The organism is Microcoleus sp. T3_D1 (assembly GCF_036700405.1).
Lineage (GTDB): Bacteria > Cyanobacteriota > Cyanobacteriia > Cyanobacteriales > Microcoleaceae > Microcoleus.
The window spans coordinates 165,645-178,302 of record NZ_JAUBOV010000001.1; the positions used below are offsets into that span (position 1 = coordinate 165,645).

Sequence of the window (12,658 nt, forward strand, 5' to 3'; positions counted from 1 at the left end):
GCGATACACAATATTTCTAGTGTATATCGATCGGCCTTGCACCCTGAAATTTATCTGCGATCGATTGCGAAGGCAAGTAGCAGAAATAGTAATGCTATCGAGATCGATCGCAGATTGTATGGCTAGCTTCCCAGCCTAAACTGCTAAAAGTTGTAGTTTTAGATAAAATGGATGCTAGCGATCGTTTGTTTGGCATTATGCTCGCGAAAATCAAATGACTTTGGGATACAATTGTTGTCAAAGCTGTTAGCCAGTTGGCTGAATTTGTTATGACATTAACATCCCGTGTTGTTCATAGCGACCCCGATATTCTGGGGGGAACCCCTGTTTTTGTTGGGACTCGCGTGCCAATGAGAACCCTACTTGATTATCTTGAGGCTGGTGATTCATTAGAGGTATTTCTAGACCATTTCCCTAGTGTCAGTAGGGAACAGACAATTGCAGCTCTTGAATTAGCCAAGGAAATGCTGACAGCCTATGCGAATCCTGCTTGATGAATTTGCCCCACGACCTTTAAAGCGTGAACTTGCTGATTCCGAGATACGCACAGTTGTTGATGAGATGGGATGGTCAGGAAAAGAGAACGGTGAATTGCTGCTGCTTATGAGTCAAGAGATATTCACGATTCTGCTCACCACAAATCAAAATTTGCGCTATCAGCAAAACTTGCAGCAAGCTGCAGTTGCAGTCGTTATTGAAAATCAGGTCACGCAATGATTGGGTGGCTTGCTCATCACGAATGATTTCAGCATTTTTCCAGGTCAATTGCAGTCTTTGTGCAGCGGTTTTTTCGTCTGTTGTCTCCAAACAATGTCGATGATGCTTAAAAGTGTATGAGACCGCAACTGCGGTACAATCTACAAAGACCCTGATGCAGAATTAGTCGATCGGCAAAACCAAGACCGTTACGGTATATCATATGCCGACCAACCCAGGCTACAATACCTTGAGACGGTTGATGAGATGTTTAGCAATAAATTAGCACGGCAATATCAAGAAGTTTGGATATCCATTTCGGAATTTTCTTCAAATCATGAATATTTTAGGAAAGTTTACGATTCACAAACGTAACCCTGATATCTTGGTTATTCATCGAGATCCAGGATTATTCTTTTGGCTGTTTATGTTGATGTACTGTGGCTTTGTTAGTTGCCTAAATTTATTATTTGTCACGATAATTTGGGAAGCTCGATTGCCTCGAACTCTTACCTGTCAGCAACAGCAGCAAGCTGTAAATTGCGAGTATGTAATTCCTGGATTTATCTCTGGAAAGACTATTAAAATTCCCAATACTAAAAAGGCGATAGCCTCTCAGACACCGAACGGCGAAACCATTGTCCTCACGAGTTCAAAACCTTGGATGGTACTGGAACGGACATCCAATAACATTCAAAATATCCAATCCATTAACCAGGGTTTAGCTAAATTGAATAATGGCGAGAAAATATGGAAGCTCGATATCTACGCATCCTATGAGAGTGCCACTAATTTTTTTATGTTCTTCCTTCTACCTTTGGGATTATTGTTGTTTATATTAGGAATTAGCATGGTTTTCTCCCAGGGGTCTACCTACTTAGAACTAGATGTCAAAGCTAATACAGTGAGCATTATCTACTTAGGAAGATTTCGTTCGCAATTATCCCTTTTAAATCAACTTAGAGGAGCCGATAGTCCCGTTTACGGGCATTTAGGAATACTTTCTGACAAATTTGGAATTTATGGTGGTGACTCCCGCTATCGACGTAATAACTACCGGAAGATCCGTCTGTTGTTTACCAACCGCCGTCCATTTATACTTGGTTATTACCAACAAATATTGCAGAGCGATGGAGATCCGGGAGTAATAGGTGCGAAAATACTTGGTTATTACCAACAAACATTCCAGAACGATGGAGGTCAGGAAGTAATAGGTGCGATTAACTCATTCATGAATGAGATAGAATGGAGGCGAAGGAGCCAAAGGCTAGAAAGTTAATCCTTAATAATCCTCACTTAGCCAGATATGTAACAGGTTAGGGACACGCTGGCTAGATTGGATTTGTCGCGATCTAAATAGCAAGGAACCGATTGGATCTGTATAAATCGGCACCTTAACCCCTCACCCTCCGCGCAACTGCGTCACCAAGTGAACTAATTCGGGTAAAATTAGCTTTTCCACAGCTAGTTTCACGCCATTGCTAGAGCCCGGAAGAGAAAAGACTAACTTGCCTTGATACACGCCTGCAACTGCGCGAGAGGCGATCGCCCTCGAACCAATTTCTTGATAGCTCAAAAACCGAAATATCTCCCCAAATCCCGGTAAAATCCTGTCTAGCAAACTCTCCATCACATCGTAAGTCGTATCTCGGGGAGCGATGCCCGTGCCGCCGTTAAAAATGATTGCATCCACATCTTCACGCTGGGAAAAAGCCTGCATTTGCAATACAATTTTTGCCGCATCATCTTTAATAACAGTGTAAGCTACCACAGAGTGACCCGCATCTTTTAGCAGCTTCTTCGTTAACAAGCCGCTATTGTCTGTTTCAGCCGAGCGCGTGTCGCTAACAGTAATGATAGCGCAATTTACGGTTATTTTAGATAAGTCGGGGTGAGGAATTTGCGTCATATAACAGATGTTGAAGGAAAAAGTAAGAAGCAAGAAGGAAGAGGAAATCAGGAAAAGGGAACAGGGAAGAAGTCATTAGTTAGTTGTGATTTATTGGTTATTAGTTATTCATTATCAAATAACTAATAACCAATAACCAATACCCCATATCCCATGCCCCAGGCCCCATGCCCTATTCCCCATCAATTATGCCTTGCTAAATCCTAAGCCGTTTGCTTCCGAGTAGCGTTCCATGAAACGCATAAATCGATCCCATTCTGCGGAACTTTTCATTATATAAAGAGCTTCCAAACCCGCAGGCTGACCGTTGATGAACTTAGCATTAACTTCGCGAGTGAGGAGTTCGCCTTCGTCGTCGATCATGTACATTCCAGTAATGTCTTCGGTACTGGTGCTGCTGAGAGCTTTGGGATTTTCAAAGGTAAACCTGGCAGTGCCTTGCTCTCCGCTTTTAGAACGGGTTAGGCGCACTTCGGGCACAGCATCTTCGTCTATACCCCGAGAAAATTGAATTTTAGCCATAATCTGACAGTGGAACCTTAAGGATTGCTTAATTTCTTAATGTTCAATCATAAAACGATTCGGGTACTCGCAAATCAAGACTTGGGAGAGTGGGATTGGGCGAGAGTGGGTGAGTGTGAGCCAGAGTGAGGGAATCGGAGACAAGGGCGAGGGGAGATAGGTTGGTTTTTTGTACCCCAAGTTCTCCTCTCCCTTGTCTCCCAATTGCCTTAGACGATGTAGGGAGAGTTAATTGGCTCGGCTCGCTTTGTGGCTACCAGAGTTTGGTAGATGAGGGCGGATATCTCGCCGCGGGTGATGTCGTGGGCGGGGGAAAGCTTTTCGCGCGCGGGATAGTTGACCACGATTTTGCGCTCTGTGGCGGTTGCTATCTCGTCGGTGGCAAAACTGGGAATCTGAGATCGATCGACATAAACGCTCAAAGAATTGGGGTTGCCGCCGCCCAACTGCAAGCCGTTTACCAAAGATACGATCGCCTGAACTCTAGTCAAATTCTGCTCCGGGCGAAACGTGCTGTCTGGATATCCCACCAAAAAGCCCGCTCGATTAGCTTGGGCGATCGCTCCTTTGGCCCAAAAATCCGCCGCCACATCCTTAAAAACCGTCGCCTCACGGCGGGGCACCAATTCAAACGCCTTCGCCAACATAGCCGCATACTGAGCTCTAGTTACAATCTCGTAAGGTTGAAAAGTGCCGTTGGGAAACCCGCTAACAATATTCATCTTTGCCAAGCGATCGATAAAATCCTTAGCCCAGTGCGTGCTGATGTCGCTGAACTTTACCCCCCCAGGAGTCGGAGTTGGCGTCACATTGCCCAAATCAAATAAACCTTTCACCCGCGAAGAATTGAGCTGATTTCCCACCGCCGAAATCTTAACCTCAGTCGCGTTTTGCAAGTCTAATTCACCGTTATTCTGAAAAATATTGCCGCCCAAATCTTGAGCAGTACCAATATCTGGCAGCGACTTCCCCACCGCAGTCAAACCGTCTTCCGTATTTTTTTCAATGCGATTCTTGCGTAAAATCGGCTTAGATTCCCCTGATAAAACTATACCGGAGCGATTTTCCAAAATTTGGTTGTCAGCAATCAAAGGAGCCGACTGAGCTTGCAGAGAGATGCCGAAACCCGTCTTTTGAAAAATATTGCGCCGTATTTCTCCCTTAGCACTCCCCGCCGTAATTACGCCAGCGGCTGAGTTTTCCCGAAATATGTTGTCGAGAATCGCAGGATTAGCAGTGCCCGTGGCAAAAACGCCTTCGCGCTTGCAAAGCGTGAAAGTGCAGTTAGCCACAGTCGGAGAAGTTGACTCAATCCAGACTCCCGTGCCACGACTATCAAGATTAGTGACAGTTACTCCGCGCAATTGGGAATTAGTTGCTAGTAGTATCGTGATATTTTGGCTTGCAGCGGTGGGACTGACAAATTTGCCACTTCCTTGAATCAGAATGCCTCTACCTTTGTTAGTTTCATTGCCAATAACTTTTACTCCCGATGGAATTTCCAAGGGGAATTTTTCGCCGCTAGCAGCGCTGTAAGTTCCCGGTGATAACTGAATCGTAGTTCCCGATGCAGCGCGGGCGACGATCGCGCGGGCTATAGTTTTGAATGGGGCCCCTTGGCTGCCGGCTGCCGAATCGCTGCCTGTTTGCGGGTTGACGTAAAGTGTTGTCATGTTTTTGTTAAAGAGATAATTGGCGATCGAGCTTTTGTGCAATTTTCATTGTCTGCGAACTTGACCCCGGATCTATATTCACCTTTGATTGCGGAGATTATTTAATTGCACGTTATCCGCAACATTACCAATTAGGAGTTGCAACCGCAGGGGGATTGCCCCTACAAAAGACTGTATTTCTCGTTCCCAGCAACAGCAGAACCAGACTTATTTAAGAAGTCCTGGATCTGGGGATTATATTTTTTCCAGATGTTGCCAAAACCACTAAAATTTCGATCGCCTCCACCGGAAAATCGAACGTTTTGCTGTCATATTATGTCCGGTAGATTCCCTCCGCTTCGCTTCGCCCAAAATCAGGTAGGGGCGGGTTCACCAACAATATCTGCCAATAATTGACAATCTCAAAAACCCGCTCCGGCCGGGATATTATGGTCAATCGATCGGACATGATATCATGTACGATCGATCGAGATTCCCTGCCCAAAAACCTTAACCGCTTCAGCCAAATCAGTTTCACCCATTAAAATGCAGCGTCTTAGCAAATCGATATCCAGCGTTTCCAATCCTGACAGTTGACTCTGAATTACTTGCTCGTAGCCATCTTCCCGGAGATGATACAGCCGCAGCGTACCATCTTCCCAAAACCAGATTTCAGGCACGCCCAAAGCTCGATATTTTGGCAACTTGCTCAGTCCACCGCTAGTATAAACCACCTCGATCGACAAATCGGGAATCAACTTAGGTTCTCCCAAACAAAACGATTTGTCTGCTTGAGTTGAAGCTTCTCCTGTCTTCTCCTGCGTCATTGAACCAGAAGGGTAAAACTTAATACCTTGTTGCAGCAGAAAAGTGGTCACTAAGTAACCAATGATTTCCGAAAAATTTTCGTGTTGGAATCCCGGCATCAGAATCTCGATCGCCCCTGCAAAAAAAGACAACTTTATGCCAGGAGAATTTTCCGAAACCTTCTGGATTAACTTGAATTGCTCCCAAGTGCCGTTGAGCACCACTCGCCCATCGAGAATTTCGCGATCGAGAACTTGTGTCATTGACCCGCACCATTATCTCTTATTGGCATTATAACTGAGATGTTGCACCATTCTCAATTATTTGTTTAGGAACAGGCTTTTCTGCCTGTTCCACAAGAAAATTCACTCTTTGTGGAACAGGCCGGAAAGCCTGTTAAGCGAGAATGGTGCAAGATGTGAGTTATAACGCATTGTGCGATCGCTCCTACAGAAGATCCATGCAGCAATTGTAGCTTCAGAATCCGAACAGTTCTTTCTAGTTCCCAGACTCTTCCTAAGAACACATATCCCAAGGATCTGCCTCCCCTTAACTCCCCGCCTATTTCACAATACAAGACGCATCCAAAACCACTACAATTGGATTCTGAAAAACAGCACAACTCGTCATTGCTGAAGCTAAGGCGGGAATTTTCCCTTGTTCTAGAGAAAGGCTCGCCTCCGGTGTAGAATCAAATTGATTTAGCCAGCCATCATCCTTTATATACTGAAGAGTCAAAGCATGGCGATCGAGCATCCAAAAATCCACTCCATATTGATTAATAAAATTTTGCAAGACAGCTCGATCGGGAGTGTATTGAGCGCGAATTAAATCGTTAAGTCGCTGCTGATATTTGCTGTAGTAGCCTTTCTGATAAGGCACTGCATATTCCTTTGCCACCAGAACGGAACGCTGACTAAATGTTGGCAAATGGTCAGTCTCGGCCGCGATTGAAGCAATCAGGATATCTTTAGGTTGTTGCTCAAAAAATTTGTACAAAGCCGGCATTTTACCTTCTACATACCCGACTGTGGGAAATTTTTTGACTGAGCAGGGATAAAGAACTACGGCGATAGCGATTGTCGCTGTCGTAATTAGTGCAACTAGATTTTTTACATCAAATGTTGTTGCGTTTTTTGATGCCCAATGACCGACTCCATCGATAATTAAAGTGAGGGATATCGCAGTTATTAAAACAACAATGAATCGCAAGCTGTAGGCTGTATAACGACCAGGTTGATACAGTTTAAAAAGGGTAGCGTGAGCCGCCAAAAACATCGCCGAGGATGCTAAAAATAGCTGAAGCAAAAGCCAAATTTTGCTTTGAATCTGATTTGCTAAGGGAAAAGCCGATCGCAAAAACAGCAGTAGCGGAAATAACAATCCGACACAGTGAGTTACAGGCGTAAACAGCGACTTGGGAAACATCCCGCTACCCCGCCCTGTCAACCAATAATCTTTGGGATTTGGACGAAAAAAAGCATTTCTGCCGTTGGGGGCAAATTCGGCCATTTGCTTCGCTTCTGCTGCGGTATAAGTTGGGCCAAATTCAGAGTTATCTAAGGCATAGGGCAGCATTACTAAAAAGATTACTCCCAAACCTGTAGTGCAAAATAGGTAATTTGTTCGATCGCCCGACAAGCGCAAACCGCCGTTTTTCCAGCATAGCAGGCGCAAAACTAAAATTCCGGCAGCAACCAAGGCGTAAGGAGGATAGAATAGTCCAATCAGGGCGATCGCCCCTAAACAAGGCAGCAACGAACTGCGCGATAAATAATATAAAAGAGCCAGGAATATCGGATATATAAAAGCTCTTGCCGTTGCGGAAGCCAAATCATCGGTCATCCACATATGCTGATTTAACAGCAAAGATGCAATAAATCCAGTCATCGGCACTGGCAGCATTTCTAGGCAAAGGCCAAAACAGTAATAAGTGGAGATTAAGCCGAGAAATAGCGGCAATATTTTGTGAAAAAATAGCGGGTGAATGCCAATTGTTGCGGCTAATTTGTAGAGCGTGCTGTATCCTGCGGGGGCGACTGATTGAAAGTAATTAGCAATGAAATCGTTGGGGAATAATTCAGGATCGACAAACCGCACCATCCAGAAAACGTGCTGCCTCGCATCGTCTTGCACCATATACTCGGCGCTAAAGGCTTGCTTGAGTCCTAAAATAGCATAAACTGCGGCAAATGTCAAGCTTAGAGTCAACCAAAATATTGTGTGCGATCGCGATGTGCGATCGACTGTAGCAGTCAGAAATTTGTGCAACCGAGCTATTAATACCATTTGAGATTTTAGATTTTAGATTTGAGAATTGGGAATGACTGATTTTGACAAGTAGGATTATATTATGCCCGGTCAATTACCCCTCATAAAAAGTGTTTGCCGTAAGGAATAAAGTCCTCACGACAAACCGCTTTATTTTCAACTTCGCCCTATTTTAGATTATTTTCCAGCCCGCACACCGGCAATTTTAAGGCGAATCCGATACAGACTTGTACTTCCCGTAATATAAAGCGTTTTGCGATCGCTTTCTCCCCAAGCCAAATTAGTCGCCGTCTCAGGCACAGAAATCTTGCCCAAAAGCTTACCATCCGGCGATAAAATCCACACTCCCCCCGGCCCGGTGCTGTAAACATTCCCCTCTACATCAACTTTTAAACCGTCGGGAACTCCGCCTTGACTGGTATCTTTTAACTCCGCAAAAAGCTGCTCATTTGTAACAGTTCCGTCCGGTTTTACATCGAAAACTGCAATGTATCCCGCTTCCGAATTGTTGACATAAAGTTTTTGCTCGTCGGGTGAAAAAGCGATGCCGTTCGGCAGCACCAAATCCTTAACCAGCAGAGTTAATTTCCCGTCTGGTGCCAGTCGGTAAACACCGTAAAAGCCCAATTCTTCCTGCTCTTTACTAACACCGTAGGAGGGATCGGTAAAATAAATGCTGCCGTCGGATTTAACCACCAAATCGTTCGGACTGTTGAGCCGCTTGCCCTCGTATCTATCCGCCAATGTGATAACTTGGCCGTCCTTTTCTGTGCGGGATACGCGGCGATTTTCGTGTTCGGCAGTAAGTAAGCGGTTTTCTTTGTCTAAAGTATTCCCGTTGGCTTTTCCCGAAGGGCGGCGAAATACCTCCACTTCCTGATTTGAGCCAAATTTATAGATAATATTGGCGGGAATATCGCTGAACAGCAAAAATCCGTCTGGATGCCAAATCGGGCCTTCTATAAATTGGAAATTGCCAGCTAGTTTTTCTAATGGGGCGCTGTCATCGAGAATACTTTGCATGGTATTTTTTTTGTCCCTGTTTTCCGTTTGGGCGGTCAACTTTGTTAAGTTACCCCTGACTTTTTGGCTAGGGTTGCTGACTGCTAAACTTAATACTATCAACAACAAACTAATTGTAGCAATTTTGATTGTCATGTTTGCTCATAACTGAATTACTTCCGTCCCACCATAAGATTACCTATCTCGTTCTTTACTTCTTCCTTTTTTCTTTCTTGTCTACAAGAGCGCTATCGCGCCGCTTCACTAACACGTCGAAAGCGGTTCGTCAACTCACTATTTTGATAAAAAAAAGATAATTCAGAGCGGTATTAAATTCGATAGTACCGTATCTAACAAAAAAAAGAAGCTCGAATAATCGAGCTTAATTATATTTAACTTAAAAGGTTTCACCTGTCAACTGTTAAGCTGGGAATGAAACAAATAGCGCCGCAATACCGATCGCGATCGCCCCTATACCCATCACAACAGACCAGAAGCGGTGATAACTGTTAACCACCGTACCGCTATCGCTTTCAAGCTGAATCAAATCCATCCAAGGTGCAACACCCCGGCGGAACCAACCCAAAGTCCTAACATCCATCCCAATCAAACTTTCAACCCGTTTCATGCCAAACAGAAAATTACCAATTGGCCCAAAACGAGAAGCATATCGCAGATAAATCATTCCCGTTCTATCTTGCAATTTCAAATCGGAACCGAAGGTATAACCCGCATCGCCGCGACCAATTAATTCGCCTTGCAGTTGGGCCGGTTGACCCCGCAAAGGACTTGCATAAGGATCAGACATTAAGGTTAAAACATCCAAATGTTCGGCTTGTTCGTAATTGGGGAACATCACCAAAGTCTTGAGCAAAATTCCCGTACCCAAACCGATTAAAGGACAAGCAACCATCATCATCGGGTTTACAGCAGACAGCGCAATGCCGATCGCAAAACCCACCGCTAAGCCCAGAGTTTCTGCACTGTACAGCAGCAAATCGAACACAAAATTGCCGTACAATCTCCGCTTGCTCAAATCGTTGCCTTCGCCGACAATCCGGCCCATGTCAAACTCGATATCCAAGCCTAATTGTTCGGCATAAGTGCTCAAAGCGCGAACTCGTTTACCAGTCAGCGGGTGAGTAGAGTTCAACTCCATCCACCAACCCCACGGATTAAACATATCCCACAAAAACACTCGCCCAATCTTTTCTGGTTCCGAAGAAATCCTGTAAGCAGTGCCAGTAGATGTGGCGGCTTTGGCATCGTAAATGCCTAAAGCGCGAGTTCCTTCTAATAAGCTGCTGGGTTCTGTTGCCCTTTGTCCTTCTTCCAAAATACCGTAAGCAATTTTTACCAAAGCGCGAGACAAAGCATTGGGGTTGCCAGTAGTTTCGGCAGCAAAATGGTCGGCAAAATATTCTCGCGTCCGCGACAAATACAGCAATAAATAAGTGCCAAAAATGTAAAATAAATAAGCAACAGCAGCTACAGTACCCGCCGCATCTTTAGCTTTGCTGCCACCACTTCGACCCATTCTTTGAGTTGTAGTGTAAATTAAATAAGTAATCTGCACCAAAGTCGAAGCTAAAGTCATTACTGCAAAGTCCCAGTGGACGATGTGACCGAGTTCGTGGGCGTAAACAGTGGCAATTTCATCGTCGTCTAAATAGGTGAAAAGACCTTGACTGACGACTAAGCGAGCGCTGTTGGGAAATGAACCGTAAGTAAAAGCAGTAGGGTTTTGGTCGTCGATAATTCCTAAACGCGGACAAGAGAGTTTTTTCTGCTTGCAAACCTTCTTAATAACTTTAGCTGTTTCTGGACTTAGGCTTTCAATTTCTGCTAGGGAAACCCAGCGAGTATGGTATAGCCAATTTTGGGTTAAGTCCATCAAGTAAGGCGATAGGAAAAAAGCAGCAATGTTAAAAATCAGAGTTATGGGAAGTGCGATCGCCAATCCAGCGACTGGATCGGGACTGTTGAGAATCAAAACAGAGGCTAAGGATAGCGCTAACACCATACCAAACAGCATGGTAATGGTGACGCCGGAAGCTAAAACAAGATTTGGGCCAGTTTTCTGTATCAGTTTAATGCCTGCTTTGGGCGATCGCCCTGCCTTGCGTAAAGGGGCCTGAGATGACATAATACTCTCCAAAGGTTATTGACAAATGGAAATGACCGTGGGATTTTATCTATACTTCACTGTTTTAACCTGTTAATGGGGATTGCTGTCAGGGGTCTCAACAAAAATATAGAATTTCCTCTAGAATTGTTAAGACTGAAAACCGCCCCGAAAATTATTTGTGCGGATTCAATTCAAAACTCAAAACCCTAAACCCAAAACTATTTAAAAGTTACTGCCATGTCTATTATTGAAATTGCCCAAAAAACGCGCGTATCTGCTAGAAAATTGGCAGTTTTGTCCGCTGAGGCCAAAAATCAAGCTATTGAGGCTATTGCGAAAGCTTTAGAAGCTGCTGCGCCGGATATTGTGGCGGCGAATGCGGCTGACTGCAAGGCGGCTGAGGCGGATGGAATTGCGAAACCGCTGTACGATCGCCTAAAGTTAGATGAAAGCAAGTTGAAAAGTGCGATCGCGGGCGTGCGCGACGTTGCCAAACTCCCAGATCCCGTAGGTGTCGTGCAAATTCACCGCGAATTGGATACAGGATTAATTCTGAAGCGCATCACCTGTCCTTTGGGCGTTTTAGGCATTATTTTTGAAGCGCGCCCAGAGGCGTTAATTCAGATAGTATCCTTGGCAATCAAATCGGGAAATGGCGTCATTCTCAAAGGTGGCAAAGAGGCAGTCCGTTCCTGCGAAATATTGACAAAAGTGATACATCAAGCATTAGCAGAAACTCCTGTTAATCCAGAAGTCGTGCAGTTGCTAACCACGCGGGAAGAAACAATCGAACTGCTAAAAATGGATGAATATGTAGATTTAATTATTCCCAGAGGTTCTAATTCCTTCGTGCGGTTCGTGCAGGAAAATACCCGAATTCCCGTGTTGGGACACGCCGACGGAATTTGTCATTTGTACGCAGACAAAGCGGCGGATATTCAGAAAGCAGTAGAGATTTCTGTAGATGCAAAAACCCAGTATCCAGCCGCCTGCAATGCCATTGAAACCTTGTTAGTTCACAGTGCGATCGCCCCCCAATTCCTGCCCGCTGTCGCCACAGCTTTGCAGCAGAAAAAAGTTGAACTGCGGGGAGACGAAAAAACTCGCGCCATCCTAGAAAATATTGCCGAAGCAAATGAAGCGGATTGGTCTACAGAATACAGCGATTTGATTTTGTCAATCAAAACAGTAGATTCTGTGGAAGAGGCAATTAATCACATTAATACTTACGGTTCCCGACATACAGATGTCATTGTCACCGAAGACAGCGAAGCCGCCGAAACATTTTTAAATGGAGTCGATGCGGCCGGAGTTTATCACAATTGTTCGACTAGATTTGCCGACGGTTTTCGCTACGGTTTCGGTGCAGAAGTGGGGATTAGTACGCAGCAAATGCCACCTCGCGGGCCTGTTGGTTTAGAGGGGTTGATTACCTATAAGTATCGAGTTGTTGGAGATGGCCATGTTGCCGCGAGTTATGTGGGGAAGGATGCGAAGGAATTTACTCATCGAGATTTGTAAATCCTCCATAGCCGATCAAACCCGACAATAAAAAAGCCTGTAGGGGCGGGTTTTACCAACAATATTTGATGTTCGCGAACAATTTATATAAACCCGCCCCTAGACAGCCGATAATCCAGATTAACCTGATGTTCGATCGAATGCCAAAAA

Annotated in this window: 11 protein-coding genes; 4 read left to right on the forward strand and 7 right to left on the reverse strand. The window is 44.8% G+C overall.

All coding sequences use genetic code 11. From position 1 onward, the window contains the following. Positions 1–269 precede the first annotated feature (269 nt). From QT992_RS00720 to QT992_RS00730, 3 genes are all read left to right on the forward strand, one after another. Entirely contained in the window at positions 270–494 is a 225-nt protein-coding gene (locus tag QT992_RS00720) for a DUF433 domain-containing protein (RefSeq protein WP_190662860.1), read from the forward strand. Next, on the forward strand, positions 478–717 hold the full coding sequence (locus tag QT992_RS00725) for a hypothetical protein (protein ID WP_333314939.1): 240 nt from the start codon (positions 478–480) through the stop codon (positions 715–717). Before QT992_RS00720 ends, QT992_RS00725 begins: the two co-directional genes overlap by 17 nt. Before the next feature lie 475 nt (positions 718–1,192). Then, the gene (locus QT992_RS00730; protein ID WP_333337168.1) at positions 1,193–1,975 is read left to right on the forward strand and encodes a hypothetical protein; all 783 of its coding nucleotides are present in this window, start codon (positions 1,193–1,195) and stop codon (positions 1,973–1,975) included. Positions 1,976–2,098: 123 nt separating this feature from the next. Here QT992_RS00730 and QT992_RS00735 read toward each other — a convergent pair whose 3' ends face one another. The 7 genes from QT992_RS00735 to QT992_RS00765 form a co-directional block, all read right to left on the reverse strand. Then, positions 2,099–2,605, reverse strand: a complete 507-nt coding sequence (locus QT992_RS00735) for a MogA/MoaB family molybdenum cofactor biosynthesis protein (protein ID WP_333314936.1) — start codon at positions 2,603–2,605, stop codon at positions 2,099–2,101. A 186-nt stretch (positions 2,606–2,791) separates the two neighbouring features. After that, positions 2,792–3,127: a photosystem II reaction center protein Psb28 gene (psb28, locus tag QT992_RS00740; RefSeq protein ID WP_333314934.1), complete on the reverse strand. Its 336-nt coding sequence runs from the start codon at positions 3,125–3,127 to the stop codon at positions 2,792–2,794. Between the two features lie 209 nt (positions 3,128–3,336). After that, positions 3,337–4,800 (reverse strand): DUF1565 domain-containing protein, encoded by a 1,464-nt coding sequence (locus QT992_RS00745; RefSeq protein ID WP_333314933.1) that lies wholly within the window; start codon positions 4,798–4,800, stop codon positions 3,337–3,339. A 452-nt stretch (positions 4,801–5,252) separates the two neighbouring features. Then, positions 5,253–5,849, reverse strand: a complete 597-nt coding sequence (locus QT992_RS00750; protein WP_333337170.1) for a Uma2 family endonuclease — start codon at positions 5,847–5,849, stop codon at positions 5,253–5,255. A 298-nt stretch (positions 5,850–6,147) separates the two neighbouring features. After that, positions 6,148–7,875, reverse strand: coding sequence for a hypothetical protein (locus QT992_RS00755; protein ID WP_333337172.1), 1,728 nt, complete (start codon positions 7,873–7,875; stop codon positions 6,148–6,150). Positions 7,876–8,034: 159 nt separating this feature from the next. Next, on the reverse strand, positions 8,035–9,015 hold the full coding sequence (locus tag QT992_RS00760) for an SMP-30/gluconolactonase/LRE family protein (protein WP_333376325.1): 981 nt from the start codon (positions 9,013–9,015) through the stop codon (positions 8,035–8,037). A 265-nt stretch (positions 9,016–9,280) separates the two neighbouring features. Next, positions 9,281–11,005, reverse strand: a complete 1,725-nt coding sequence (locus QT992_RS00765) for a zinc metalloprotease HtpX (RefSeq protein WP_333337176.1) — start codon at positions 11,003–11,005, stop codon at positions 9,281–9,283. Positions 11,006–11,224: 219 nt separating this feature from the next. Here QT992_RS00765 and QT992_RS00770 point away from each other — a divergent pair, with 219 nt between their 5' ends. Then, positions 11,225–12,508, forward strand: a complete 1,284-nt coding sequence (locus QT992_RS00770; protein ID WP_333314919.1) for a glutamate-5-semialdehyde dehydrogenase — start codon at positions 11,225–11,227, stop codon at positions 12,506–12,508. Positions 12,509–12,658 lie beyond the last annotated feature (150 nt).